Annotated in this window: 23 protein-coding genes; 13 read left to right on the forward strand and 10 right to left on the reverse strand. The window is 62.6% G+C overall.

The window, feature by feature from the left end; all coding sequences use genetic code 11:
• Nucleotides 1–36: 36 nt before the first annotated feature.
• Nucleotides 37–3,867, reverse strand: coding sequence for a bifunctional diguanylate cyclase/phosphodiesterase (locus DV532_RS03570; protein WP_056795377.1), 3,831 nt, complete (start codon nt 3,865–3,867; stop codon nt 37–39).
• A 248-nt stretch (nt 3,868–4,115) separates the two neighbouring features.
• Between DV532_RS03570 and DV532_RS03575 the strand changes: the two genes are divergently transcribed.
• From DV532_RS03575 to gdhA, 3 genes are all read left to right on the forward strand, one after another.
• Nucleotides 4,116–4,439: a hypothetical protein gene (locus tag DV532_RS03575; protein WP_056795380.1), complete on the forward strand. Its 324-nt coding sequence runs from the start codon at nt 4,116–4,118 to the stop codon at nt 4,437–4,439.
• Between the two features lie 302 nt (nt 4,440–4,741).
• Complete coding sequence (gene ettA, locus DV532_RS03580; protein ID WP_056795382.1) at nt 4,742–6,409, forward strand: energy-dependent translational throttle protein EttA; 1,668 nt, start codon at nt 4,742–4,744, stop codon at nt 6,407–6,409.
• Between the two features lie 233 nt (nt 6,410–6,642).
• A complete protein-coding gene (gene gdhA / locus DV532_RS03585) occupies nt 6,643–7,983 on the forward strand; it encodes an NADP-specific glutamate dehydrogenase (protein WP_056795386.1) in 1,341 nt (446 codons plus the stop codon).
• 132 nt (nt 7,984–8,115) lie between these two features.
• Here the strand turns inward: gdhA and DV532_RS03590 are convergent, their stop codons facing one another.
• From DV532_RS03590 to DV532_RS03605, 4 genes are all read right to left on the reverse strand, one after another.
• Nucleotides 8,116–8,613 carry a GreA/GreB family elongation factor gene (locus DV532_RS03590; RefSeq protein ID WP_056795389.1) on the reverse strand — a complete coding sequence of 166 codons (498 nt, stop codon included), beginning with the start codon at nt 8,611–8,613 and terminating at the stop codon, nt 8,116–8,118.
• 67 nt (nt 8,614–8,680) lie between these two features.
• Nucleotides 8,681–9,037, reverse strand: coding sequence for a hypothetical protein (locus DV532_RS03595; RefSeq protein ID WP_056795392.1), 357 nt, complete (start codon nt 9,035–9,037; stop codon nt 8,681–8,683).
• Nucleotides 9,038–9,121: 84 nt separating this feature from the next.
• Nucleotides 9,122–10,975: a DUF4105 domain-containing protein gene (locus DV532_RS03600; RefSeq protein ID WP_056795394.1), complete on the reverse strand. Its 1,854-nt coding sequence runs from the start codon at nt 10,973–10,975 to the stop codon at nt 9,122–9,124.
• A 74-nt stretch (nt 10,976–11,049) separates the two neighbouring features.
• Nucleotides 11,050–11,538 (reverse strand): DUF3015 domain-containing protein, encoded by a 489-nt coding sequence (locus tag DV532_RS03605; protein ID WP_012270426.1) that lies wholly within the window; start codon nt 11,536–11,538, stop codon nt 11,050–11,052.
• 259 nt (nt 11,539–11,797) lie between these two features.
• Between DV532_RS03605 and DV532_RS03610 the strand changes: the two genes are divergently transcribed.
• The 5 genes from DV532_RS03610 to DV532_RS03630 all read left to right on the forward strand — a co-directional run bounded on the left by DV532_RS03610 (nt 11,798) and on the right by DV532_RS03630 (nt 16,490).
• Nucleotides 11,798–14,236 carry a Lon protease family protein gene (locus DV532_RS03610; protein WP_056795396.1) on the forward strand — a complete coding sequence of 813 codons (2,439 nt, stop codon included), beginning with the start codon at nt 11,798–11,800 and terminating at the stop codon, nt 14,234–14,236.
• A 162-nt stretch (nt 14,237–14,398) separates the two neighbouring features.
• Complete coding sequence (locus DV532_RS03615; protein WP_056795399.1) at nt 14,399–14,737, forward strand: hypothetical protein; 339 nt, start codon at nt 14,399–14,401, stop codon at nt 14,735–14,737.
• 111 nt (nt 14,738–14,848) lie between these two features.
• The gene (locus tag DV532_RS03620; RefSeq protein ID WP_012270428.1) at nt 14,849–15,337 is read left to right on the forward strand and encodes a TIGR00645 family protein; all 489 of its coding nucleotides are present in this window, start codon (nt 14,849–14,851) and stop codon (nt 15,335–15,337) included.
• 144 nt (nt 15,338–15,481) lie between these two features.
• Complete coding sequence (locus DV532_RS03625; protein ID WP_014589631.1) at nt 15,482–15,787, forward strand: DUF6482 family protein; 306 nt, start codon at nt 15,482–15,484, stop codon at nt 15,785–15,787.
• Nucleotides 15,788–15,872: 85 nt separating this feature from the next.
• Nucleotides 15,873–16,490, forward strand: coding sequence for an FKBP-type peptidyl-prolyl cis-trans isomerase (locus DV532_RS03630; protein ID WP_056795401.1), 618 nt, complete (start codon nt 15,873–15,875; stop codon nt 16,488–16,490).
• Nucleotides 16,491–16,598: 108 nt separating this feature from the next.
• On the opposite strand, the gene DV532_RS03635 is transcribed toward DV532_RS03630, so the two are convergent.
• Together DV532_RS03635 and DV532_RS03640 are read right to left on the reverse strand one after the other, a co-directional pair.
• Nucleotides 16,599–16,940 carry a zinc ribbon domain-containing protein YjdM gene (locus DV532_RS03635; RefSeq protein ID WP_056795404.1) on the reverse strand — a complete coding sequence of 114 codons (342 nt, stop codon included), beginning with the start codon at nt 16,938–16,940 and terminating at the stop codon, nt 16,599–16,601.
• Between the two features lie 167 nt (nt 16,941–17,107).
• Nucleotides 17,108–18,076, reverse strand: coding sequence for a polyprenyl synthetase family protein (locus DV532_RS03640; RefSeq protein ID WP_056795406.1), 969 nt, complete (start codon nt 18,074–18,076; stop codon nt 17,108–17,110).
• Nucleotides 18,077–18,320: 244 nt separating this feature from the next.
• Between DV532_RS03640 and rplU the strand changes: the two genes are divergently transcribed.
• The 5 genes from rplU (at nt 18,321) to DV532_RS03665 (ending at nt 22,018) form a co-directional block, all read left to right on the forward strand.
• Complete coding sequence (gene rplU, locus DV532_RS03645) at nt 18,321–18,635, forward strand: 50S ribosomal protein L21 (protein ID WP_003247466.1); 315 nt, start codon at nt 18,321–18,323, stop codon at nt 18,633–18,635.
• Nucleotides 18,636–18,673: 38 nt separating this feature from the next.
• Nucleotides 18,674–18,931 carry a 50S ribosomal protein L27 gene (gene rpmA / locus DV532_RS03650; RefSeq protein ID WP_003247464.1) on the forward strand — a complete coding sequence of 86 codons (258 nt, stop codon included), beginning with the start codon at nt 18,674–18,676 and terminating at the stop codon, nt 18,929–18,931.
• Nucleotides 18,932–19,121: 190 nt separating this feature from the next.
• Nucleotides 19,122–20,348, forward strand: coding sequence for an Obg family GTPase CgtA (cgtA, locus tag DV532_RS03655; RefSeq protein ID WP_056795409.1), 1,227 nt, complete (start codon nt 19,122–19,124; stop codon nt 20,346–20,348).
• A gap of 85 nt (nt 20,349–20,433) precedes the next feature.
• On the forward strand, nt 20,434–21,552 hold the full coding sequence (proB, locus tag DV532_RS03660; RefSeq protein WP_056795412.1) for a glutamate 5-kinase: 1,119 nt from the start codon (nt 20,434–20,436) through the stop codon (nt 21,550–21,552).
• Between the two features lie 22 nt (nt 21,553–21,574).
• On the forward strand, nt 21,575–22,018 hold the full coding sequence (locus tag DV532_RS03665; protein ID WP_056795414.1) for a CreA family protein: 444 nt from the start codon (nt 21,575–21,577) through the stop codon (nt 22,016–22,018).
• A gap of 131 nt (nt 22,019–22,149) precedes the next feature.
• Here the strand turns inward: DV532_RS03665 and mksF are convergent, their stop codons facing one another.
• The 3 genes from mksF to mksB are packed head-to-tail and all read right to left on the reverse strand — an operon-like array spanning nt 22,150 to nt 26,964.
• On the reverse strand, nt 22,150–24,981 hold the full coding sequence (gene mksF / locus DV532_RS03670) for an Mks condensin complex protein MksF (RefSeq protein ID WP_056795417.1): 2,832 nt from the start codon (nt 24,979–24,981) through the stop codon (nt 22,150–22,152).
• The gene (gene mksE, locus DV532_RS03675) at nt 24,978–25,685 is read right to left on the reverse strand and encodes an Mks condensin complex protein MksE (protein ID WP_056795420.1); all 708 of its coding nucleotides are present in this window, start codon (nt 25,683–25,685) and stop codon (nt 24,978–24,980) included. Before mksE ends, mksF begins: the two co-directional genes overlap by 4 nt.
• Nucleotides 25,675–26,964 (reverse strand): Mks condensin complex protein MksB, encoded by a 1,290-nt coding sequence (gene mksB / locus DV532_RS03680; RefSeq protein WP_056795422.1) that lies wholly within the window; start codon nt 26,962–26,964, stop codon nt 25,675–25,677. The genes mksE and mksB overlap by 11 nt, the downstream gene beginning before the upstream one ends.
• Nucleotides 26,965–26,982: the final 18 nt, after the last annotated feature.

The raw sequence follows: 26,982 nt of genomic DNA on the forward strand, positions 1-26,982 counted from the left end.
TTTGCGGGGGCGTTGCGCCCCATCGCCGGCAACGCATCAATTGAACATGAACAACGTCTCGTTGGCGAACTGCGCCTCGAACTGATGCGCCGGCATCGGTCGCCCGAACAGGTAGCCCTGCACCTCGTCGCAACCATGTTCGCGCAGGAATTCCAGCTGCTCATGGGTCTCTACCCCTTCGGCGATCACCGCCAGGTTGAGGCTGTGGGCCATGGCGATGATCGCCCGGGCAATTTGCGCATCCTGCTCGCCTTCAGGCAGGCCGTCGACGAAGGTACGGTCGATTTTCAGCACGTCGATAGGGAACTGCTTGAGGTAGTTGAGCGATGAGTAACCGGTGCCAAAGTCGTCCACCGCGATGCTCAGGCCGAGGTTTTTCAGGCTGGCGAGAATCTGCAGGGCCTCGTTCACTTCGCGCATCAGGATGCTCTCGGTCAGCTCCAGCTCCAGGCACGCCGGTGGCAGGCCGATTTCTTCCAGAATGGTGGCGATGCGCGTGCCCAGTTGGCCGTCGGAAAACTGCCGAGCCGAGATATTCACCGACACCTTCGGCACGCGCACCTTGGCCTTGTGCCAGGCTTTGAGCTGGCGGCTGGCCTCGCGCAGCACCCAGTCACCCACGTCCACCACCAGGCCCAGTTCTTCTATCACCGGGATGAAGTCGCCCGGCGGCACCAGGCCGCGGGTGGGGTGGCGCCAACGTAGCAAGGCTTCGGCCCCCGTCAGGCGCTTGCCGTCGCCGCTGAATTGCGGCTGGTAGTAGAGGATGAACTCGTTCTGCTCCAGCGCGTGGCGTAGGTCACTTTCCAGCTCCAGGCGTTCCAGGGCACTGGCGTTCATTTCGGCCTGGTAGAACTGGAAGTTGTTCTTGCCGCGCTCCTTGGCGTGGTACATGGCGGTGTCGGCGTTTTTCATCAGTTGGCTCAGCTCGCTGCCATCCTGCGGGCTGAGGGCGATGCCGATACTGGCGGTGACGAAGAACTCGCGGTTTTCCAGCACGAACGGTCGCACCAGGCTGCCGAGGATGTTTTCGGCCACGTGGATGGCACGGTTGAGGGCCATTTCGCGGGTAGGGCGCGGTTGCAGCAGCAAGGTGAATTCGTCGCCGCCCATGCGCGCCACGGTGTCGTCGTTATCGACGCAGGCGAGTAGGCGCTGAGCCATGTCCTTGAGCATGCGGTCGCCAGCGGCATGGCCGAGCGAATCGTTGATCGGCTTGAAGCGGTCGAGGTCGAGGAACATCAGCACCACCCAGGCCTTTTGCCGCTCGGCTTGTTGCAGGGCGTTGTACAGGCGGTCCTGGAACAAGGTGCGGTTGGGCAGGTGGGTGAGGGCGTCGTAGTAGGCCAAGCGGTGGATGCGCTGTTCGCTGGCCTTGCGCTCACTAATATCGGTGAAGAAGCACACGTAGCTGGCCAGGTCGCCTTCGTCGTCTAGCACTGCGGTAATGCCGACCCAGGCCGGGTAGTGGTCGCCGTCACGGCGCCTCAGCCATACCTCACCCTCCCAGCTGCCGCGCTGGTGCAGCTGCTTGACCACGTAGCGCAGGTGGCCTTCTTGCTGCTCGTCGACGGTCAGCATGCCTGGTAACTGGTCCAGCACCTCGCTGACCGCGTAACCACTGACGCGGCTGAACGCTTCGTTGGCCTGGACGATATAGCCGGCCGGGTCGGTGATGAGAATCGCCGAAGTGGAGTGCTCGAATACCGTCGCGGCCATGCGCAGGTCTTTCTCGGCACGGCGTTGCTGGCTGATGTCGCGGCCCACCCCCAGCACACCTTCAAAGCGCTCTTCATCGTCCCACACCAGTACCAGGCGCAGTTCGATGGGGATCTTGCGGCCATCGGCGCGCAGGCAGTCGAACAGGAACAGCTGGGTCGGCAGCTGGTTGCGCAGCTGGGCCAGTTGGGCTGGGTCGCCCATCGCCTTGCTGACGCGCTCCATCAGGCTGTAGATGCCGGTGAGCTGGGCTGGGTTGGCGATGATCGACTGCCAGCCGTTGGCGAAGATCCAGTCCGCCTGGTAGCCCAGCACGCTCTGCACCGAGGGGCTGACGTAGTTGAGTTTGAGCAGGCTGTCGGTGGAGAAGATCACGTCGCTGATGCTTTCAGCGAGCATGCGGTAGCGCTGCTCACTGTCGCGCAGCGACTGGCTGGCTTCGATCTGCACCGTCACGTCCTTGCCCACGCCAATGATGCGCGTCACCAGGCCATCGTCGTCCCGGGTCAGCACCTGTTCGCGGATGTCGTAGCAGCGCCAGCCGCAATCACGGTGGCGGAAGCGCAGTTGGCAGTGCAGCGGCTGGTCATGGCCACTGTCGCGCTGCTGCTGGCGCAGGGCCTGATAGTGCGCGGCATCCTCAGGGTGCAGCAGCAGCTCCCAGAAGCGGTCGCCCATCTGCGCCAGCTCGGTACGGTCGTAGCCCAGGGTCTGGCCCAGATGACGGTTGCTGAAGATCATCCGCTGGCTGGCCACGTCCTGCACGTACAACTGGTCAGGCACGGTGCGCACCACATCCGACCAAAAGCTTTCGCGCTCCAGCAGCGACAGCTCCACCTGCTTGCGGCTGGTGATGTCGCTGATGCTAAGAATTACCGCCTGGTAATCACGGCGCTGTTGCGGCATGCGGGCCATCAGCCACAGGTGCAGGTCGCCACCCAGCGGCGCCGGCAGGCGTACCTCCAGCTCTAGCAGCGGGCGTTGTTCGATCAGTGCGTCGATCAGCTGCATGCCGACGCTGTCGCGGCCATCGCCACTGCCGTCGATCAGGCGCTGCCAGGCACCTTGGTGGCATTCGATATTCAACAACTGGCGTGCCACTTGGTTGATCTCGGTGATCTTCAGCTCCAGCAGCAATGAGCGGCGCAGGCTCGGGTCTAGCGCCAGGCTGTGCTTCAGTGCGGCGCGGTTGCGCAGGTGGTAGCGGTCAAGATGGCCAGGCAGGCTGGACAGGTCGAGCACACACAAGGCCACGCCGGTGCCTTCGAAAATTTCCTGGTAGCGCCGCCGGTCTTCTTGCAGCGCCCGTTGGCGGCGACGCATGTTGATCAGGGCCAGCACTGGCAGCAGGGCGCATAGCAGCACCAGCAGGCATTTGCCGAGCAGCGCCGGCAGCAGGTTCTGCCGGGTCAGCTTGGCATCGAACAAGCCGCGCAGTTGCCAGGTGCTGTTGTCGATGAAGGCCAGCATCACGCTTTGCAGTGGCTCGTTGCTGGTATCGGTCGGCGTATGGCGCTGCAGCACCTCGCCACTGCGGCTGTTTTCCAGCAACCACAGTGGGCGGGCGGCAGTGTCCAGGGGGCTGGTGAGGGCGTTGTAGTAGTCCGGCGACAGGCGCAGCAGCCAGTAGCCGCCGCCCTGTTCGGTGGCTTGGCGCAGCAACAGGTAGAGGGTGCGGTTGTCGGCCGAGTTGCTGAAGAAGTAGGCGCGGCCCTGGTTCAGCGTGAGCAACTCGTCAAGCAACTGGCGGTCGGGGCTGCCGGCCAGGCTGTCGGCCAGCACCTGCCCGGCGCTGCCCAGCCAGGCCATGCTCTGCAGGGCGGGCAGGCGCCCGCGCAGGGTGCGCAGCAGGCTGGGCAGGGCCGCGGGCGCCGGCGCCTTGGCGTAGGGTTGCACCACGTTCACGGCCTGCTGGGCCTTGAACGCCATGTTCAGGCTCAGGTGGTCGGCCAGTTCGGCGGTAGCGTCCAAGCGCTGTTTGCGCAGGTCGGCCTGGGTATGGTTGAACTGGGCGAACAGCTGCCACAGCAGCAGGCCCAGCAGGATCAAGGCCAGCAGCGCCAGCGCACCTTTGATCGTCCCGTGCAGTGAAGCGGCGGGGGCCTGTGGTGCGGAACGCAATGACGACGGATGAGTGAGATTGGTCAAGCGTTGATCCTGCGATTGGGCTGGCGATGGCAGGGATGGAGCATGCACGGTGTGTGCCGGTGTCTGGTTGCCAGACCGCGGTTGCGCACTATAAGGCCGAGCATGCGAAACGGGCTAGCATGCCTAGGATTATGGCAAAGTGCCAGCCAATGTGACCGATGGCGGCTGCCCGGTGGTGCGGCAAGCCCCTGCAAGCTGTGCGAGAATAGCACCCGCTTCAAATGACAACGCATCGGAGATGTTCGGTTTTGGTTACTCACTTTTCCACCAATGGCCTCGATTCCGCCTGCGGGCGCAGCAGTCAGACCCTTGTCAGCACTGCCGTGACCGAGGACGTATCCTGCAAGACTTGCCAGCGTTCGCTGAGCAAACCCGAGGCGGCCGCCACCGCCAAGAGTAAAGCCCCATCGCTGGCTGAACTGCGCAAGACTGCCAAGGCGGCCAAGGTTGCCAAGCAGCAGCCTGCCCCCAGCAGTGGCTTCAGCGTGAAGTCCGCCTGGGCCACGCGCCTGGCCGAGCAGGGCGACCGTTGCCGGTTGCCGCGGGGCAGGGCCAAGCAGCGTCACGTCTGAGCCATCTCGGCTGCTATGCCGGCCCTTTCGCGGGCAAGCCCGCTCCCACAAGTGCCCCCTGATCGCTCAGGCCCTGTGGCGAACCTTGGAGCGGGCTTGCCCGCGAAGAGGCCGGTACAGCTAATAGGGTCCGCCTGGAGATCACACCGATCCCACCCCACCATCCGCCCCTCCTATGCAACGCCGCGCGTTGGCGTAGAATGGTCGACTTTGTTCAATGACACCCCGTAAATACATCCCCCTGGCCAACATGCCGGGGCGATCGTCGATGTCTTTACCTATCTGAATTAGAGGGCTTGGTTTTGGCTCAATACGTCTACACCATGCATCGGCTGAGCAAAGTCGTGCCGCCGAAGCGGGAAATTCTCAAGAATATTTCCCTGTCGTTCTTCCCAGGCGCCAAGATTGGCGTGCTCGGCCTGAACGGCGCCGGTAAATCGACCCTGCTGCGGATCATGGCGGGCGTCGACAAGGAATTCGACGGCGAAGCCCGTCCGATGCCCGACATCAACGTTGGCTACCTGCCACAGGAACCGCAACTGGACCCTAACAAGTCGGTGCGCGAAGTGGTCGAGGAAGCGGTCAGTGTGATCAAGGACGCCCAGGCACGCCTGGACGAGGTTTACGCGGCCTACGCCGAACCGGATGCCGACTTCGACAAGCTGGCCGCCGAACAGGCCAAGCTCGAAGCCATTCTGCAGGCCGCCGATGGCCACAACCTGGAGCGCCAGCTGGACGTCGCCGCCGACGCCCTGCGCCTGCCAGCCTGGGATGCACGCATCGAGCACCTGTCCGGTGGTGAAAAGCGCCGCGTGGCCCTGTGCCGCCTGCTGCTGTCGGCCCCCGACATGCTGCTGCTGGACGAACCGACCAACCACCTGGACGCCGATTCGGTCGCCTGGCTGGAGCGCTTCCTGCACGACTTCCCAGGCACCGTGGTCGCGATTACCCACGACCGTTACTTCCTCGACAACGTCGCTGGCTGGATCCTGGAACTGGACCGCGGCGCCGGCATCCCGTACGAAGGCAACTACTCGGGCTGGTTGGAAGCCAAGTCGGACCGCCTGGCGCAGGAATCCAAGCAGCAGAGCGCCCACGAAAAGGCCATGAAAGAGGAACTGGAATGGGTGCGCAAAGGCGCCAAGGCCCGCCAGTCCAAGTCCAAGGCCCGTCTGCAGCGCTTTGAAGAAATGCAGTCGCAGGAATTCCAGAAGCGCAGCGAAACCAACGAGATCTACATCCCGGCCGGTCCACGCCTGGGTGACAAGGTCATCGAGTTCAAGAACGTCACCAAGGGTTACGGCGACCGCGTGTTGATCGACAATCTGTCGTTCGCCATGCCTAAAGGCGCCATCGTCGGTGTGATCGGTGGTAACGGCGCCGGTAAGTCGACCCTGTTCCGCATGCTGATGGGCAAGGAACAACCAGACTCGGGCAGCATCGAGATCGGTGAAACCGTGCAGCTGGCCTGCGTGGACCAGAGCCGTGAGGACCTGGACGGTGCCAAGACCGTGTTCCAGCAGATTTCCGACGGTTCCGACATGATCCGCATCGGCAGCTACGAGATCCCATCGCGTACCTACGTTGGCCGCTTCAACTTCAAAGGTGGCGACCAGCAGAAGTTCGTCAAGGACCTGTCCGGTGGTGAGCGTGGCCGCCTGCACCTGGCCCTGACCCTGAAGGAGGGCGGTAACGTCCTGCTGCTCGACGAACCGTCCAACGACCTTGACGTCGAAACCCTGCGTTCGCTGGAAGAAGCCCTGCTGGACTTCCCCGGCGCCGCGATCGTGATTTCCCACGACCGTTGGTTCCTGGACCGTGTAGCCACCCACATTCTGGCGTACGAAGACGACTCGAACGTGGTGTTCTTCGAGGGCAACTACACCGAGTACGAAGCTGACCGCAAGAAGCGCCTGGGCGATGCTGCTGCCCAACCGCACCGTGTACGGCACAAGAAGCTGGCCCAGTAAGCCGGTTTTCTGTTGCACAAAAATGGGGCCCTTAGCGGCCCCATTTTTGTGCCTGGCTACAACGTGGAGTGGGCTGAATTCGCGGCCCTAGCAGTGTTAAGTTGTATACAGTTATAGAAAACGCACCAAATAATTTCAAAAAAACGACATTTCGCCCTATTCCCGTGCGATTGCTTCTTGGTACATTCCTGAAAAAAACCAATAAGTCCAATCCTCTTGGTGAGATGTCTAGCATGATCGAATCCGTCGACAATTTCCTCGCGCGCCTGCAGCAGCGTGACCCAGGCCAACCCGAATTCCACCAGGCGGTGGAAGAGGTGCTGCGCACCCTGTGGCCATTCCTTGAAGCCAACCCACACTACCTGCAGGCCGGCATCCTCGAGCGCATGGTCGAGCCCGAGCGCGCTGTGCTGTTCCGCGTATCCTGGGTCGATGACCAGGGCAAGGTGCAGGTCAACCGCGGCTACCGCATTCAGATGAGCAGCGCCATCGGCCCATACAAGGGCGGCCTGCGCTTCCACCCGTCGGTAAACCTCAGCGTGCTCAAGTTCCTGGCCTTCGAGCAAGTGTTTAAGAACTCCCTCACCTCACTGCCCATGGGCGGCGGCAAGGGTGGCTCGGACTTCGACCCGAAAGGCAAGAGCGACGCCGAAGTGATGCGCTTCTGCCAGGCCTTCATGAGCGAGCTGTACCGCCACATTGGCGCTGACTGCGACGTGCCGGCCGGCGACATTGGTGTAGGTGCCCGCGAAATCGGCTTCATGTTCGGCCAGTACAAGCGCCTGGCCAACCATTTCACTTCGGTGCTGACCGGCAAGGGCATGACCTACGGCGGCAGCCTGATCCGCCCGGAAGCCACCGGCTACGGCTGCGTGTACTTTGCCGAAGAAATGCTCAAGCGCCAGGACAAGCGTATCGACGGCTGCCGCGTGGCAATTTCCGGTTCGGGTAACGTCGCCCAGTATGCCGCGCGCAAGGTCATGGACCTGGGCGGCAAGGTGATCTCGCTGTCCGATTCCGAAGGCACCCTGTATGCCGAAGCCGGCCTCACCGATGCCCAGTGGGATGCGGTCATGGCGCTGAAGAACGTCAAGCGTGGCCGTCTCAGCGAGCTGGCCGGGCAGTTTGGCCTGGAGTTCCGCAAAGGCCAAACCCCGTGGAGCCTGCCGTGTGACATCGCCCTGCCGTGCGCCACGCAGAACGAACTGGACGTCGAAGACGCCCGCACCCTGCTGCGCAACGGCTGCATCTGCGTGGCCGAAGGCGCCAACATGCCGACCACCCTCGAGGCAGTGGACATCTTCCTCGAAGCCGGCATTCTGTACGCCCCAGGCAAGGCCTCCAACGCCGGCGGCGTGGCTGTATCGGGCCTGGAGATGTCGCAGAACGCCATGCGCCTGCTGTGGACTGCCGGTGAGGTGGACAGCAAGCTGCACAACATCATGCAGTCGATTCACCATGCGTGCGTGCACTACGGTGAAGAGGCTGACGGCCGTATCAACTACGTGAAAGGTGCGAACATCGCCGGCTTCGTGAAAGTGGCGGATGCAATGCTGGCGCAGGGGGTGGTCTGATTCGAGGCCTTTGGGGCTGCTTCGCAGCCCAGCGCCGGCAAGCCAGCTCCTACAGGGATATCGCTGTCCTCGAGACCTACGGTGTACTTGTGGCAGCTGGCTTGCCGGCGATGGGCCGCACAGCGGCCCCTTTTAGGGCTCACCCTCGACCTCGACCACTTCAATGACCTGCTCCCCCACCGGCCGCCGCCAAACCACCTCATCTCCCGGCCCCGCCCCCAGCAACGCATGCCCCAACGGCGAACCCCAGTTGATCAGCCCGCGCGCCGCATCGGCTTCATCCTCGCCCACCAGCCGCACCACATGTTCCTGGTCCTGCGCATCGACAAAGCGCACCCGGCTACCAATCTGCACCTTGCTGCGCGACGTCGCTGGCGGCACCACTTGGGCGCTCTGCACTCGCGCGTTGAAGTAGCGCAGATCCCGCTCGGTATCCGCCAGCTGCTGTTTGTCGCCATACTCGCCTTGCGCCTGCAGTTGGCTGCGCACGTCATTAAGCTCGGCCACGCGCGCTTGCAGCTGGCGCAGGCCACTGCTAGTCACATAGTTGGGTTGTTCGCTGACCCGCCGCTCAACCGGTTGGTCGGCTTGGGCGGCGGCCTGGTCTTCGTTGACGAATGCTCGGCTCATGCAGGGCCTCCTTGTGCAGGAGACCATCATGGCAGGCTGCCGGTTTCAAGGGATGTCCGTTTGCGACTCAGTTATGGCGATAGGCCTTGGCGGCGCCGCGGTCCTTTTCCTGTTGCCACTCGCGGTCGCGCTGGTCCCAGAAGCGCTCGTGGTATTGGCGCTGCTCTTCGCTGTTTTGCATGGCTTGGCACTGGCGGAAGCCATCGTCCCAGCCGCTTTCGTATTGGCGTTCATGCAGGTAGCGCGTTACGTCCTTGCGAAACTCGCCCGCCATCAGCCCGGCCGCCTGGCGGCCGCTGCTGCAGCCAGCCTGGAAGCCATCGGCATAGGCGGGGGGGTAACCTTGGTGGAGCATCTGCTCGTGGGTGGTTTCGCAACCGGACAGCATCAACGCCATGCACACGCCTAACCAGTACCGCGACATAACCACTCGACCCTTCAGTTGACAGTGGAAAATCTAGAGGGCGATTTGTCGGGGGGCTGTCAAAACAGTGTCAAAGAGTCGGTGTCAGTAGTGATACCACTTCAGCTCCAGCATCACTTCGTTCTGTGCTGTCGCCAGGTGGCTGAACTCGCGCGAAGCACTCAAGCGCAGCCCCAGGTTCTGGCTGATCTCCCACTGTTGGTTAAGGCTCACGCTGCGCCGTACCTCACCATTGGTGAAGTAATCGCCCTTGGCCTCCAGTGTCATATTACCCAGCCCATTGCGCCACAGCAGCCCGCTATTGAACCCCGCCGCAGGGGCGATGAACTGGGCAAAATCATTGTGATGCTCAACCCGTACCGTACCCAAGGCAAAGCCCAGCAACCCGTCGGCCAGTTGCCAAGTACCGCCGGCCCCGCCGTTCACATGGCTCACCAGCACTTCGTCATCATGCTTGCCGGGCACCCGCTCCAGCCCGCCGGCTACCTGCCATGACCAGGGCTTGAGCAGTTCATTGCGCGGGGTCAGCGAGCGGATGGTGGCCAGGTCCAGGCGCTGCACTTGCCAGTCGTTGCCTTCGTACTGGCGAACCTTTAATTGCAGGATTTCGATCTGCGCGCCCAAGGGGAAGCCATAGGCGTTGTCATTCAGGTCGTGGTAGGCCATGCGCAAGCCGTACTCGGCGTAGGCGCGGTCTTCACGGCTGCCCACACCCAGCTGCCAGGTGCGCGAGTCATGGCCGTCCTCAGGCAGGCCTGGGCGCTCGATTTGCAGTGGCGGTGGCGGGTTGGTATTGATCGCCCGTAGCAGCTCGAAGCTGCGTTTGGCGCGCCCGGGGTCGCGTTCCTGGCCGTTGGCCCGGTAGCGCTCCAGGCGGTAGGCGGCATCCTGCACCAGCGCCTGGCGCTCGTGGGGGAGGGCGGTGAATTCGGGGCTGTGCAATTGCGCGGTGTCGGCACTGACGGCCAGCACCTGGCGTTTTTCTTCGTGGTTCAGCGGCTCGGCGCGGGCCAGCAGCTCACGTTCGCGAGACGGGCGGTAGGTCTCGCGGGCGACCAAGCCCGACTGCTTCACCGCCTTGACCGTGTCGGTGGGGATGGCAGTCAGCGGGAACTGCGAGGTCAGGTCCAGGTTGGGCCGGGCGACTTGCAGCAATTCCAGCAGGCGATACGAGCAGTTCTCGTCGAAGAAGAAGTAATCGAATTGAACCTGCTTCAGTTCCCACACATGCTCGACCATGCGCCCGGTTTCTGCTGGCGTCAGGTCCAACTGGTACTCCCACAGGTCACGGTTTTCCAGGCTGCGGTATTCGGACAGTTTTTCCTGGTAGGGCATCAGTGCGAACAGGCCCGGGTAGCCGCCCATCAGGCCCTTCCAGGCGTACAGGATGCTGTTGTCGCTGCCCTCGATGTAGGCGCCAAAATTGATCGCATAACTGAGCAGCGTGGTGTCGTCGCTGCGGGTGTTGGACTGGTCGATGCGCAGCAAGGTGTGGCCGAACATCGATGATGGGCTGTTCAGGTACGCCGCCGGGAAGATCAGCGCCGCGCTGTGCGGGTCGATCGACTGGTACCAGGTCTTGAACTCCTGGCAATCCGGTTGTGGCAAGCCCTGCAGGTCAAGTTGCTCACGCAGCCAGCGGGTGCGCGCTGGGAATACGCACTGGGCATGCTTGTCGCCCAGGCTTGCCGGGGCGTACAGCGCCTTGAGCGTGGCTTGCAGCTCGTGGTCGGGGTGGTGCGCGCCGTCTTCGGCGAGGAAGAACGCATCATCGTCGACATAGCTGCGCCAGCCACCGAGCTTGGCGGTTTCGTAATGGCCCAGGGCAATCCAGTAAGGGGTATTGGCCAGCTGCTGGAGACGGCCTTGGTCCAGCACAGGCGCGGCATGAACAGGGGCGCAAGCACACAGCGCCAGGCAAGCGAGGCGTTTAAGCATATCGGGCAACTACTTCTTAACGATGCCGAAAAAAGGCGAAACCCGCCCCAGGGGTGGGGCGGGAGCAGCTGTGTTTAGGCCTCGGTAGCGTATTTGGCCAGGCGTGGGTCGCTCTTCAAAACGGCCAGGGTGTTGCTGTGGACCGTTTCGGCCGTGACGTCGGCGCTGCTGAAGATCTGGTTGAAATGCTGATGGGTGACCGAGTTGAAGTAGCCGCGGTCTTCCGGGGCCACACCCAGTACTACGGCGTAGGTGGTCAGTGCTTCGCCCTGGCCCATGGCCATGTCTTCGGACAGCTCGTTCATCATGCCGTTCATGGCGAACCAGGACTTGCCGCCGTAGGTCAGCGAAGCCTTGGTCGAGCAGCCGTTGGTGCCGGAAGTCATGCCGAAGGTGGCGTTACCGGAGGTGCCGTTGGTGGTGGAAGCCAGGAAGTGTGCCGGAGTGCCGCGCTGGCCTTCGAACAACATGTTGCCCCAGCCGCAGTTCGGGCCGCCTGGCGCTTCGGCCATGGCATTCAGCGAAACCACGGTGAACAGAGTACCCAGAAGAATCCGTTTCATAGCATTTGTTCTCTTTGTCTTAACCAAGGGTCAGGGTTTCTGGCAACTCGGTTGCCAGGTCGGGAAAGCTTTTCACCCACCCGCGCAGCTTGGAGTTTAGGCACGATCTAAAGGTTGCGTTGTTGATTGCGAAAAATTTGCTGCTAGCCACCCGCTCTGGCTGCGACCTGCTGCGACATAAAGTCCGGTGGAGCCTTGCAAGGCGCGCTTCGCCAGCGCCAGAATGCTGCGTATCTGCCCGCCGAAGTAAGGAAACCCAATGCCCGATCCTGTCGCTGCGCGCCTGCGTCTTGCGCCTGAAGCCCTGACCCGGCGTTTCTCCCCCGAGCAGTTTGCCTTTACCCATACCGACGATCTGGAGCCGTTTCGCGGAGTCCTGGGCCAGGAGCGTGCTGTCGAGGCCCTGCAGTTCGGCGTGGCCATGCCGCGCCCCGGTTACAACGTGTACGTCATGGGCGAGCCTGGCACTGGCCGCTTCTCGTTCGTCAAACGCTACCTCAAGGCCGAGGGCAAGCGCCAGCACACCCCCGCCGACTGGGTTTACGTCAACCATTTCGACGACACCCGTGAGCCGCGCGCACTGGAGCTGCCCTCCGGTAGCGCTGCCGAGTTCATCACCGACATGGGCGGGTTGATCGACAACCTGCTGGCTACCTTCCCTGCCGTGTTTGAACACCCGTCCTATCAGCAAAAGAAGGGCGCCATCGACCGCGCCTTCAACCAGCGCTACGACCGCGCCCTGGATGTGATCGAGCGGGCGTCGCTGGAGAAGGATGTGGCCTTGTACCGCGACGCGAGCAACGTCGCATTCACCCCGATGGCCGACGGCAAGGCATTGGATGAGGCCGAGTTCGCCCAATTGCCGGAGGAGGTGCGCGAGCAGTTCCACGAAGACATCGCCCTGCTTGAAGAGCAGCTCAACGAAGAACTCGCCAGCCTGCCGCAGTGGAAGCGCGAATCGAACAACCAGCTGCGCCAGCTCAACGAAGAAACCATTACCTTGGCCCTGCAGCCGCTGCTGGCGCCGCTGTCGGAAAAGTATGCGGAAAACGCCGCGGTTTGCGCCTACCTGCAATCGGTGCAGTTGAACCTGCTGCGAACCGTGGTCGAGCAGTTGGTCGATGACAGCAAGACCGATGCCGTGGCCCGCAAGCTGCTCGAAGAGCAATACGCGCCAAGCCTGGTGGTGGGCCATCACGCTGACGGCGGGGCGCCGGTGGTGTTCGAGCCGCACCCAACCTACGACAACTTGTTCGGCCGTATCGAATACAGCACCGACCAAGGCGCGCTGTACACCTCGTACCGTCAGTTGCGCCCCGGCGCGCTGCACCGTGCCAACGGCGGTTTCCTGATTCTTGAAGCCGAAAAAATGCTCGGTGAGCCGTTCGTATGGGATGCGCTCAAGCGCGCCCTGCAGTCGCGCAAGCTGAAGATGGAATCGCCGATCGGTGAATTGGGCCGTGTCGCTACCGTCAGCCTGCAGCCGCAAATGATCCCGCTCAACGTCAAACTGGTGATCATCGGTTCGCGTCAGTTGTACTACGCCCTGCAGGACCACGACCCGGACTTCCAGGAGATGTTCCGGGTGCTGGTGGACTTCGACGAAGACATGCCGATGGTCGACGAGAACCTCGAGCAGTTCGCCCAGCTGTTGCGCACCCGCACCAACGAAGAAGGCATGGCGCCGCTGACCAGTGACGCGGTAGCGCGCCTGGCCACCTATAGCGCCCGCCTGGCAGAGAACCAATCGCGCCTGTCGGCGCGCATTGGTGACCTGTTCCAGTTGGTCAGCGAAGCCGATTTCATTCGCCAGCTGGCCAGTGACGAAATGACCGACGCCGGGCACATAGAACGTGCGCTCAAGGCCAAGGCCACTCGTACCGGGCGTGTTTCGCAGCGGGTGCTGGACGACATGCTTGCCGGCATCATCCTGATCGACACGGAAGGCGCGGCCATCGGCAAGTGCAATGGCCTGACCGTGCTGGAAGTGGGCGACTCGGCGTTCGGCATGCCGGCGCGTATCTCCGCCACCGTGTACCCGGGCGGCAGCGGCATCGTCGACATCGAGCGCGAGGTCAACCTCGGCCAGCCGATCCATTCCAAGGGCGTGATGATCCTCACGGGCTACCTGGGCAGCCGTTATGCCCAGGAATTCCCGTTGGCGATTTCCGCGAGCATCGCCCTGGAGCAGTCCTACGGCTACGTGGACGGTGACAGTGCCTCGCTGGGCGAAGCTTGCACGCTGATCTCGGCCTTGTCGCGTACCCCGCTCAAGCAGTGCTTCGCCATCACCGGCTCGATCAACCAGTTTGGTGAAGTGCAGGCGGTGGGTGGGGTCAACGAAAAGATCGAGGGCTTCTTCCGCCTTTGCGAAGCACGCGGCTTGACCGGCGAGCAGGGGGTGATCATTCCGAAAGCCAACGTGGCCACCCTGATGCTCGACGAGCGTGTGCTGCAAGCGGTGGAGTATGGCCAGTTCCACGTCTATGCCGTCAGCCAGGCTGACGAGGCGCTGAGCCTGCTGGTGGGCGAGGAGGCTGGCGTGCTGGATGACCAGGGCCTGTTCACTGAGGGCAGCGTCAACGCCCGGGTGGTGGAGCGCCTGCGTGAGATCGCCGAGATGATCAGTGAGGAAGACATCGAGAAGGCGGAAAAGGAACGCCTGGAAGAGGTGATTGCCCAGGCCAAACCGGCCTGAGTCAATAAACCGGCGCTAGCGGCGATGTGCTACCGTTTAGCGCCGGTTTTCCATCTTTGCGCGCTGTTCTTCTATGCTGGAACTTAAGGACGGTACAGCGTTCAGGATGGAAACAGCCTGAGGTTCAGGCTGAACAAGGCTTTTTTGGAGGGGGACGCGGCCATGCGCAACCTCAGCCTCACACGCCAGTGCCTGGGCCTGGTGACCCGCATCGAATGCAGCATTCGCCCACTGGCCGGGGATAACGGCATGTGGACGTTGCTGTTTGCCGCCGGCATGGCCGGTGAACAACCCTCCGCAATCAAGGCCCAAGGGCCGTTCCATGGGCCGCTGGTGGCCGAATCGGTGCTCAATGCCATTGTCGACAGCCTGACCCTGCATGGGTACCAGGTGGCCGAGGATCCGCAAATCTGGTGCTTGCACCTGCAGGCGCAGTTGCGGCGGATCAATGGCGAGCGGTCCCGGAACCTGGGGGATTACCAATTTCATCCTGAGACCTGAACGATTGGTGGGGCTGCCAAGCGGCCCCCCTTCAGCGGGCTTTTGCTGTAACAGGTGGCTGGCTATACTCGCGGTCGTTTTTTTAGTCACCTGACGAGTCCAAAACCCTCCATGGAACGTATTCTCGAAAACGCGATGTATGCCTCGCGCTGGCTGCTCGCCCCCATCTACTTTGGCCTGTCCCTCGGGCTGCTGGCCCTGGCGCTAAAATTCTTCCAGGAAGTGGTCCACGTCCTGCCCAACGTGTTCGCCCTGAGTGAAGCCGACCTGATCCTGGTGATCCTGTCGCTAATCGACATGTCGCTGGTGGGCGGCCTGTTGGTGATGGTGATGATCTCCGGCTACGAGAACTTCGTCTCGCAACTGGACATCGACGAAAGCAAAGAAAAGCTCAACTGGTTGGGCAAGATGGATTCTTCGTCGCTGAAGATGAAGGTGGCTGCGTCGATCGTGGCCATTTCGTCCATCCACCTGCTGCGGGTGTTCATGGACGCGCAAAACATCTCCACCGATTACCTGATGTGGTACGTGATCATCCACATGACCTTCGTGATCTCGGCGTTCTGCATGGGCTATTTGGACAAACTGACCAAGCACTGAGTCGTTGCGGGCCTTTTCGCCGGCATGCCCGCGAAGAGGCCTCCCTGGCCCAACTGACGAGCGGCACCCGTCACGCCTTGTGTATTCCCTCGTCCTGTACAAAAAATGAGCTCTCATGCGTGGTTCCACCAGCGAGGTGCTCTCATGAACCTGCATCAGCTCAACACCGAGGCCAGGGCTGGCCATGTCGACGAACTGAACCTGATCGCCATCGAAGGCGGTGACTACCTGCTCGAGGCCCGGGTCAAAGGCCACCCCCACCCCCTGTCCGACACCCGTGGTGAACGCTTGCGTGTGCATTCGGTGGAGGATGCGCGCAAGTTGCTGCAAACCATCCCCATGGTCTCGATGAACCTGGTGCACTGGTCCGTGCAGGACGAGATGTGTGGCATGGGCACGCACCCGGAAGAAGACTTGAAAGTGCCGATTTCCCAGCGTTCGGCCTGGTAGCTGCTCGCAGCGCCCCAGTGTGCTAGGCTGCTCGCCCTTTTCATCAAGGGCGCGGCCGCACTGCGCCCTGCAGTGGAGCACGACGATGTCCGAACTCAACCTGTCCACCGACGAAACTCGCGTTAGCTACGGCATTGGCCGCCAGCTGGGCGGCCAGCTGCGCGACAACCCGCCACCAGGCGTTAGCCTGGAAGCTATCCTGGCCGGCCTGACCGACGCCTTCAACGGCGCCGACAGCCGCGTCAGCGAAGCCGACCTGTCGGCTAGCTTCAAAGTAATCCGCGACATCATGCAGGCTGAAGCTGCGGCCAAGGCTGAAGCCGCTGCCGGTGCCGGTAAGCAATTCCTGGCCGAAAACGCCAAGCGTGAAGGCATCACCACCCTGGCTTCGGGCCTGCAGTTTGAAGTGCTGACCGCTGGCGAGGGCGCCAAGCCGACTCGCGAAGACAACGTGCGCACGCACTACCACGGCACCCTGATCGATGGCACCGTATTCGACAGCTCCTACGACCGTGGTCAGCCGGCTGAATTCCCGGTAGGTGGCGTGATCGCTGGCTGGACCGAAGCCCTGCAGCTGATGAACGCAGGCAGCAAATGGCGCCTGTACGTGCCGAGCGAGCTGGCCTACGGCGCCCAAGGCGTTGGCAGCATCCCGCCGCACAGCGTGCTGGTGTTCGACGTCGAGCTGCTCGACGTTCTGTAATACCGCAGGGCCGCTTTGCGGCCCTATCACCACACAAGGCCGCTTCTACAGGGATATGCGTTCCCCTGTAGAGCGGCCTTGTGTCGTAATCGAGGGCGAAGCCTGTAATCAGACTTTGCGTACGAACTCGGACTTCAGCTTCATGGCGCCGATGCCGTCGATTTTGCAGTCGATGTCGTGGTCGCCGTCGCACAGGCGGATGTTCTTGACCTTGGTGCCGACTTTGACCACCAGGGACGAGCCCTTGACCTTGAGGTCCTTGATCACGGTGACGGTGTCGCCGTCCTGCAGGATGTTGCCGACCGAGTCCTTCTTCACCGCCTCGTCGCTGGCCGCTTCGGCGTCAGCGCTCGCCGACCATTCGTGGGCGCATTCAGGGCAGATCAGCTGAGTGCCATCCTCATAGGTGTATTCGGAGTTGCATTTTGGGCAGGGTGGCAGAGTGCTCACTTCGGTTCCTCAAACAAACAGACGGGCGGTTAAAAACCCAAATTGTATAAGGTATTTACTCAGAAGTGATTATGTCCGGACAAAAGCATTCGCGGGCAAGCCCGCTCCTACCAGCGATGCTATCCCTGTAGGAGCGGGCTTGCCCGCGAAGAAGACGACTCGGTCTGTCAGTGAGTACGCGCTACAGCAAATTCACTCAGCTCAACCAGTGCGTCGCGGTATTCGCTAGCTGGCAGCACTTCGAGGCATGCGATGGCACGCTTCACGTAGTCACGTGCCAGCTCGGCGGTGTACTTCAGTGCACCCGATTCCTCGACCGCTACACGAATCTGCTCCAGGTCTTCCAGGCCACCCTTCTGAATCGCCTGGCGCACCAGCGCAGCCTGCTCGGCAGTACCTTCGCGCATGGTGTAGATCAGCGGCAGGGTAGGCTTGCCTTCGGCCAGGTCGTCACCGACGTTCTTGCCCAGGGTTTGCGAGTCACCCTTGTAGTCCAGCAGGTCGTCGACCAGCTGGAAGGCCACGCCCAGGTGGTCACCGAAGGTGCGCAGGGCTTCGCGCTGCTCGTCGCTGGCTTGGGCCAGGGCGGCGGCGCTGTGGGTGGAGGCTTCGAACAGCATGGCGGTCTTGCCGCGAATGACCTCCATGTAGACTTCCTCGGACGTGCTGGCGTCGCGTACCCGCGACAGCTGCAGCACTTCACCTTCGGCAATCACACGGGTGGCCTTGGACAGGATCTGCATGACCGGCATCGAGCCCAGTTCGACCATCATCTCGAACGAGCGCGAATAGAGGAAATCGCCCACCAGCACGCTCGGTGCGTTGCCCCACAGGGCATTGGCGGTGGAACGGCCACGGCGCATGCCCGACATGTCGACCACGTCGTCGTGCAGCAGGGTGGCGGTGTGCAGGAATTCGATGGTGGCGGCCAACAGGCGCAGGTCGTCGCCCTCGCGGCCCAAAGCTTTGCCACACAGCAGCACCAGCAGGGGGCGCAGGCGCTTGCCACCGGCCGACGTGATATAGTCGCCGATCTTCGATACCAGCGGCACGCGCGAGGTCAGCTGCTTCTTGATGATCTCGTCGACGGCGCTGAAGTCATCAGCCACCGCGCGGTAGAAGGTTTGGGGTTGCATCGGCTGCTCCAGTGAGGTTGCGCGGCATGCTAGGTCGCAGGCCCCGGTGTGTCAAGGCGCGGTGCCAGCTGGCCGGGGGCGGCACTTGCATGCAAAACCGCGGTTGCGTACAATCGCGCACCCTAACTTCCTGGGCAGCACCTGCCTTACGCAATTGCACCGGGCCGTTCCAGCCCTATGCAGCCATGCCAGCCAATACTCATCATATAAAGCGCTGGGTGAGCAGGATTATCGGAGAAATACCATGTCTTACGCAGTAATCGTTACCGGCGGCAAGCAGTACAAAGTCGCTGAAGGTGAATTCCTCAAGATCGAAAAACTGGAAGTCGCCACTGGCGAATCCGTGACCTTCGATCGCGTCCTGCTGGTCGCCAACGGTGAAGAAGTCACCATCGGTGCTCCAGTTGTTGCTGGCGCTAAAGTAGTGGCCGAAGTCGTTTCGCAAGGCCGCCACGACAAGGTTCGCATCATCAAGTTCCGTCGTCGTAAGCACCACATGAAGCGTATGGGCCACCGCCAGTGGTTCACCGAGATCAAAATCACCGGCATCCAGGCTTAATCCCCTAGATCCCCTGAATTTATTTGGAGAATTGAACCATGGCTCACAAGAAGGCTGGTGGTAGTACTCGTAACGGTCGCGACTCAGAATCTAAACGCCTTGGCGTGAAGATGTATGGCGGCCAGGTTATCAAGCCAGGCAACATCATCGTCCGTCAGCGCGGCACCGAATTCCACGCTGGCTACGGCGTTGGCATGGGCAAGGATCACACCTTGTTCGCCAAGATCGAAGGCGTGATCAAGTTCGAGAAGAAAGGCGAGTTCATGCGCCGTTACGTGAGCATCGTCGCCGCTTAATCGCGACGTCGCTCCAGAAGCCCCGTCATGCGACGGGGCTTTTTCGTTTGTGTGGTGAGCCTCTTGCAAAGCTGTTTGTCTGGGTTGCCGGCGTTGGTTTCTACGGTCGTACGGGGCCGCCGCGCTCATTTTTGCAAGAGCCTCATGTTTTTGAGTCATTCAGCTCGTCTGCCGACGAGAGGCGGTTTTAATGAAGTTTGTTGACGAAGTATCGATTCGGGTAAAGGCCGGTGACGGCGGCAACGGTTGCATGAGCTTCCGTCGCGAAAAATTCATCGAGAACGGTGGCCCCAACGGCGGTGATGGTGGCGACGGCGGCTCGGTGTACATGGTTGCCGACGAAAACCTGAACACCCTGGTCGACTACCGCTACACCCGTCACCACGAAGCCCAGCGCGGCTCCAACGGTGGCAGCACCGATTGCACCGGCAAGAAGGGTGAAGACCTGTACCTGCGTGTGCCGGTCGGCACCACCGTGATCGATGCCTCCACCCAGGAAGTGATCGGTGACCTGGTCACCCCGGGCCAAAAGCTGATGGTCGCCCAAGGCGGCTGGCACGGCCTGGGCAACACCCGCTTCAAGTCCAGCACCAACCGTGCGCCGCGCCAGACCACCCCAGGCAAGCCTGGTGACCAGCGCGACCTGAAGATGGAAATGAAGGTACTGGCCGACGTCGGCCTGCTGGGCCTGCCGAACGCCGGCAAAAGTACCTTCATCCGCTCGGTCTCGGCTGCCAAGCCGAAAGTCGCCGACTACCCGTTCACCACCCTGGTGCCAAACCTGGGCGTGGTCAGCGTCGACCGCTGGAAGAGCTTCGTCATCGCTGACATCCCCGGCTTGATCGAAGGGGCTTCGGAGGGTGCTGGCCTGGGTATCCGCTTCCTCAAGCACCTGGCGCGTACCCGCGTGCTGCTGCACCTGGTGGACATCGCGCCGCTGGATGAAAGCAGCCCAGCCGATGCTGCCGAAGTGATCGTCAACGAGTTGACCCGCTTCAGCCCGTCGCTGGCCGAACGTGAGCGTTGGCTGGTGCTGAACAAGGCGGACATGGTCATGGACGACGAGCGCGATGAGCGCGTTCAAGAAGTGATTGACCGCCTGGAATGGGAAGGCCCGGTCTACGTGATCTCGGCCATTTCCAAGCAGGGTACCGACAAGCTCAGCCACGACCTGATGCGCTACCTCGAAGACCGCGCCGACCGCCTGGCCAACGACCCGGCCTACGCCGCCGAGCTGGCCGACCTCGACCAGCGCATCGAAGACGAAGCCCGTGCCCAGTTGCAGGCCCTGGACGATGCCCGCACCTTGCGCCGCACCGGCGTCAAGAGCGTGCACGACATCGGCGACGACGATGGTTGGGACGATGATTTCGAGGACGACGAAGACGGCCCAGAAATCATTTACGTGCGCGACTGACCGGTTGCAGTACACTAAACGCCGCTCCCAGGAGCGGCGTTTTTGTATCCACGGTATCTACAGATTCGACATAGGTTGGAAGAAGATGCGAAGCAAGGTGACGGGCGCCAAGCGCTGGGTCGTGAAGATTGGCAGTGCTCTGCTGACCGCCGATGGCAAGGGCCTCGACCGCGGTGCCATGGCCGTTTGGGTCGAGCAGATGGTCGCGCTGCGTGAGGCAGGCGTGGAGTTGGTACTGGTCTCTTCCGGGGCCGTGGCTGCCGGCATGAGCCAGTTGGGCTGGACGTCGCGACCGAGTGCGATGAACGAGCTGCAGGCAGCTGCCTCGATCGGCCAAATGCGCCTGGTGCAGGCCTGGGAGTCGAGCTTCGGCGAGCACGGCAAGCACACTGCGCAAATCCTGCTGACCCATGACGACCTGTCCGACCGCAAGCGTTACCTGAACGCCCGCAGCACCCTGCGCACGCTGGTCGACCTGGGCGTGGTGCCGGTGATCAACGAAAACGACACCGTGGTCACCGACGAGATCCGCTTCGGCGACAACGACACCCTGGCGGCGCTGGTGGCCAACCTGGTCGAGGCCGACCTGCTGGTGATCCTCACCGACCGCGACGGCATGTTCGACGCCGACCCGCGCAACAACCCCGAAGCCCAGCTGATCTACGAAGCCCGTGCCGATGACCCGGCGTTGGATGCCGTGGCCGGTGGTACCGGTGGTGCCCTGGGCCGTGGCGGCATGCAAACCAAGTTGCGCGCTGCACGCCTGGCTGCCCGCTCCGGTGCCCACACCATCATCATCGGTGGCCGTATCGAACGCGTGTTGGACCGCCTGAAAACCGGTGAGCGCCTGGGCACCCTGCTGTCGCCCGAGCGCGGCATGCTGGCGGCACGCAAGCAGTGGCTGGCGGGTCACCTGCAAACCCGTGGCACCTTGGTGCTGGATGCCGGTGCCGTGCAGGCGCTGCGCCAGGCCAACAAGAGCCTGTTGCCGGTCGGCGTGAAGACCGTGCAGGGCAGCTTCCGCCGTGGCGAGATGGTGGTGTGCGTGGGCCCAGATGGTATTGAAGTGGCACGCGGCCTGGCTAACTACAGCGCGCTGGAAGCGCAGAAGATCATTGGCCAGCCGTCCGATGCCATCGAAAGCACCCTGGGCTACATTGCCGAGCCTGAACTGGTGCACCGCGACAACCTGGTTCTGGTCTGAGGGTGTACTTGTGCTGAAAAGGATGATTGCCGTAGCCGCACTTGCTCTGCCGATGCTGGCTGGCGCCGAGGAGATCGGCCAGGTATCCACCGTGTTCAAGTTTCTTGGGCCGAACGATCGTATTGTGGTCGAGGCGTTCGACGACCCCAAGGTCGACGGCGTGACCTGTTACCTGTCGCGGGCCAAGACTGGCGGTGTGAAAGGTGGGTTGGGGCTGGCCGAAGACCGGGCGGAGGCCTCGATTGCCTGCCGTCAGGTTGGGCCGATCAACTTCAAGGGTGAGCTGAAGGATGGCGAGGAGGTGTTCAAGGAACGCACCTCGCTGGTGTTCAAGACCATGCAGGTGGTGCGTTTCCTCGACAAGAAGCGCAATACGCTGGTGTACCTGGTGTACAGCGACCGCATCGTTGAAGGCAGCCCGCAGAATGCGGTGACGGCTATTCCGATTCTGCCTTGGGCGCATTGATAGCCTGGTAGATCGCCAGGAGGCCTTCGGCCTCCATTCGCGGGTAAACCCGCTCCTACAGGGTGCCGTATATCCCTGTAGGAGCGGGTTTACCTGCGAATGGGCCGCAAAGCGGCCCCCGTACTACGATCTCAGGCCAACTCTTCGGCTTGACCCTCACGCACCACCGCCTTCACTTCATCCAGCCGGCTGATGAACTTCCAGTCCGCCTCGTCGATGTAGATGCCATTCGGCCCGCTGCCACCTTCCAGGTCGATCGCCACGTGCGCCGACACCTGTGGTTTCACACTCGCCAGAATCGGCACAAAGCCCAGCTGCAAGCTGGTTTCCAGCAGTGCCGCCTGGTTGCGTTCGTCGATGTCGGCCGCTTCGTCCAGGTAGTACGGCAGGCGGATGCGCCCAGCCAGGTCACGGTCCATCAGGTGCAGCAACAGGTACATGTTGGTCAGCGCCTTGATGGTCATGGTGGTGCCGTTGGACGCGGCGCCATCGATGTCGGCGTGGATGATCGGCTGGCCATTGACCTTGGTGATCTCGAACGCCAGCTCGAACAGGTCCTTCAAACCCAGCTGGTTATGGTTGGCCGCCACCAGCCGTGCCAGGTACTCCTTGGCTTCTTCGTTCTTGTTGTCCTGATCGGCGCTCTGGGTCAGGTCGAACACCGACAGGGTTTCGCCTTCTTCGTACTGGCCGGCGCTGTGGATGATCTGGTCAATGTGCTTGAGTGCTTCCTTGTTCGGTGCCAGCACCACGCGGAAGCTCTCCAGGTTGGACACCTGGCGCTTGTTGATCTCGCGGTTGAACAGGGCCAGCTGATGCTCGAGGCTGTCGTAGTCGCTGCGGATGTTGCGCAGGGTGCGCGCGATGTCGGTGACAGCGGCACGGCGAGCCTTGGCCAGGGTCAGGGCTTCGTCGGTACGGTGCGCGTAGGCGTTCACCAGCAGTTGCAGGCGGCGTTCCATATCGTCTTCGCTGTCGAACTTGGCAACGCCTTTCAGGCGTACCTGGGCGTACAGCGCCTCGATCTGGTTGTCCACCCGCTGCAGGCCCTGCCAGCTGTCCTGGTAGTCGTTGAGCAGCGGCAGCAGGTTGTCCATCGAGTCGTCGATGGCTTCCATGAATGGCGTGCCGTAGGGCAGGTCGGTTGGCAGCAACTGGCGACGGCGCAGGGCGTCTTCCAAGGTGCGTTGCTTGGACTCGAGGTCGCCGAGCTGACGGCCGACCAGTTGCAGCTTGGCCGACAACTGCTGGACGCGTTCGGTGAAAGCGTCGCTGGAGCGCTTGAGTTCGTCCTGGGCGGCTTCCAGCTGCGACAGCTGTTCCAGCTTCTCGGGCTCTTCGGCCGCCAGGGTTTCACTGCGGCGGAAGTCTTCCAGCGCTTTCTGCGCGTCCAGCACCTGCTGGTACAGGGTTTCGGTCTGGGCCTTGGAGGCGGAGCGGTCAGCAGTGACTGCCTGCTGGGTCTTGAGCTGCTTCAGCTCTTTTTCCAAGCGCTCTTTCTGGTCGCGCAGGGCGGCGCGGTCGGCCAGGGCTTGCAGGGCCGGCGGGTCGATATTCGAAAGGTCGATGGCCAGGCCAGGGGCTTCGAAACGCTCGCCCTTGAAGCCGTCCAGTACGGCTTCGAGCGACTTCACCCACAGGTCGCTGTCGTCCAGTTCGATGCCACGCTCGCCCAACGGCAGGCTGAACAGCGCGCCGTTGAACAGGCGCATCAGGCGGTCGACGTCCTGCTGCGAGAACTCTTCGCGCAGGCGGGCGTAGCTGTTGTTGTCAGCGTGGTCGAGCTGCTGCTTGACCTGCTTCAGGCGTTTTTCCAGGTCGCGTACGCGCTCGTCGAGGTCTTCGGCACTGAACTGGCGTGACTGCGCCAGGGCGCCGGCCAGTTCGTCGTGGGCATCCTTGGCGGCCAGCAGCTGCTGCTCCAGCACCTTGACGTCATCGACCAGGGCAAAGCGGTGCTTGAGCACCGAAAGCTCGCCCAGCCAACGCTGGATGCCGGTGATTTCACGCTCCAGGCGCATCAGTTCCTGGGTACCACCGCGCTGGTCGTTTTGTAGGCGGTCCTGCTCGCCACGGTAGTGCTCAGACTGGATCACCAGCTCTTCTTTGCGCGCCATGGCGTATTCCTGCCAGGTGCCCAGCAGGGTGTCGAGCACCGGCGAAATGCGGTGCAGCTTGCCGCGCAGGATGTCGCGCTGGGCCACCCCGCCAGCCAGGGCCTCGACCAGCGGGCCGGCGGCGACCAAGGCGTTGTAGTCCTGCTCCATGCGGCGCACGTCGCGGAAGGCTTCTTCGCAGGCGGCAATGTAGTCGACGCTGCCCGAACGCAGGCTGTGCTCGAAGGCATCGAGGAACAGCTGCTTGAGCTTGGCGGCGGTGATCTCGCGCATGTGCAGCAGGTTGATGAACAGCGCGCGGAAGGTTTTCAGGCTTTGCTCACTGGTCGAGCGCAGCGGGATCATGGTCAGGTCCAGCGGCACCGAAGTGTGGCCACCAACCAGCAACCGACGCAGTTCGTCCGGCTTCAGCTCGTAGGCCTTGATCCCCAACCGCTCGAGGTTGGTGAACAGCTCTTTCTGGCGCAGGCAGGTGTCGTTCTTCTGGTAATGGGCCAGGTCCAGTTCGCCTTTGTAGGCGAAGAACTGGTGGCCGAAACCACCGCCCGGGCCACGGCCGACCACGCCGATCACGTGGGGGCCATGCGGCAGGCTCAGTTCGCAAAGAATGTACGAAGTGTCGCTGGCGAAGTAGAAGCGGCGTGACTGCTCCAGGCTGTACTTGCCAAAGCTCATGTCCGACATGCGCGCCAGGATTGGGAACTGCAAGGCGTTGATCGACGCCGATTTACCCAGGTTGTTGGCGCCGTATACCGACAGCGGATGTTCCAGGGGGAACAGGCCAAGGCTGTAGCCAGCGGTGTTGAGCAGTGCGAAGCGGCGGATGCCGTAGCGTTCCTGGCTCATGCGTCAATCTCCTGTTGCTCTTCGCGGATGGCCCGGGCCAGGGCGTCCTCTTCGCTTTCCTCGCCGTCGAAGGGCGTGAGGTCGAGCGGGTCGTCGGTGCGGTTGAGTTCTTCGGGGCTTTCTTCCACGACCAGTACTGGGGTTGGCAGCGGCAGGTCGCTGTGCAGGGTGGCCGCCAGGTCGCGGTCCTGTTGCACGGCAAGGCACACATCGAGGAAGCGGTGCATCGGCGGCAGGAAGCGGTAGATGCCGCCTTCTTCATGGGCGAAGCCGAGCTGGGTCATGCGGCGCAGGATTTTTTCTTCCAGCTCCTCCACGGTCTGCACTTCGGCCTGCAGGAACAGGTCGCGGTACTTGTCCAGCAGCGAGGGCAGTTCGTCACGGCCGATGCTGCCGCCGTCGAGCACGGCCATCGGGTCGCGGCCCTGGTCGGCCAGGTGCTCGACCAGGATGAAGGTGAACAGCGACAGGCGCTGCGCGGTCTTGTTGACCTGCGCGGCGGTCATGTCCGGGACGAAGTAGTAGAAGCCGCGGGTATCGCACACCAGCTCGAAGCCCAAGGCCTTGAACAGGGTGCGGTACTGGTCCTGGAAGTTCGACAACTGGGCGTACAGCTCCGGGTCGCGGCGGCTGACGTGAAAGCCTTTGAACAGCTCGCGGAAGATTGGCGCGAGCTGGGACAGTTCGGAAAGATCAAGATGCATGGGCTGGGCTCGCGTTGGGTTCGGTAGGCGCGCTGGCGGCGCCTTCGCGGCTGGAGGTCAGGGCGAACGAGCGCAGGCTGACCAAGTGTTCCTGGGTGGTGTACTCGCGGCGGTCGAGGCGTTCGCGCTTGAAGCGCTTTTCCCGCGACAGGCGCGAGAACCAGTACAGCAGCTCGTCGGTGGCGCCTTCGGGTTCCTGCTCCAGCAACCAGACCATCAGGTCGGGCAACGGCAGGGCCTGTTCGCAGCGTTCGAGCATTTCCTTGACCGTGCGCGGTGCGCGCGGCGCCTCACCACCTTGCGGTTTATGCGCCTTGGGGAAGCGCGCCGGCTTGGGCTCGAAGCGGGCCAGGGCATAGACGTAGGCCTCGACTTGGCTGGCGCTGCCGAGGAAGGTGCTTTGCGGGCGGGTGAACAGCGGCATGGCGGCTTGCGGCACGGCATCGATGCCCTTGCGCCGGATCACCGACAGGGCCAGTGCGGCGCCACGGGTCACGGCGTTGTGCCGGCGGGCCTCTTCGCGCAGTGGCAGCAGCAGTTCGCGGGCGTGGCGCAGGGTCAGCTGGGCGGTGGTCTGCATTTCCAGGATGCGCGCGTGGGTGCGCAGCAGCATGTCGTCGTCGACCAGGTGGCCCAGGCGGGCCTGTTCGCCCAGCAGCTTCAGCAGCACGGTCTCGACCTTGCGCACGCCTTGCTCGAAGGCGCCGTCGGCATTGACCAGCTGGATCATCGGCTCGACGTACTCGTCCCAGGTTGCCAGCACTTCGGCATAACGCTGGCGCAGCGGAATCTGGCGGTTGCTGGTTTTGGCCCGTTCGGCCACGGCCACCAGGGCCTGCTCGTCGTTGTCGAGCTTTTTCAGCACATCGCGCACGCGCATGTCGAGCAAGCGCAGCTGGCGCGCCAGGTCGTCGCTGTCGCGGTTGTCGAAGGCATCCTGGATATGCCCGGCGAGGCGCTCCAGGTGGCGCAGATAGGCCTCGATCTCCAGGCACAAGCCCAGCCGGTGTTCGCGGCGCAGGTAGGCGAGGAAGTCGTGGATCTGTGCGTTCAGCTCGAAGCGGTTCGGGCTTTTGGCCACCGGCACCAGGATATCCAGGCGGATCCACACGTCGAGCAGCTGGGTGATGTCCTGTGGGGTGCTTTCGACCTGCTGGCGGGCCACATGCTGACGCAGTTCGACCAGGCTCAGGGTGCCCTGGTCGAAACGCTCGCACAGCGGCTCGAGCAGGGCCCAGTGTTCGGCTAGGGCGCGCAGGACGCGCTTGGGTTCGATCATTGGCTGCGACTCGTTGCC

Origin of the sequence: Pseudomonas sp. Leaf58 (assembly GCF_003627215.1) — a bacterium.
Taxonomy (GTDB): Bacteria; Pseudomonadota; Gammaproteobacteria; order Pseudomonadales; family Pseudomonadaceae; genus Aquipseudomonas.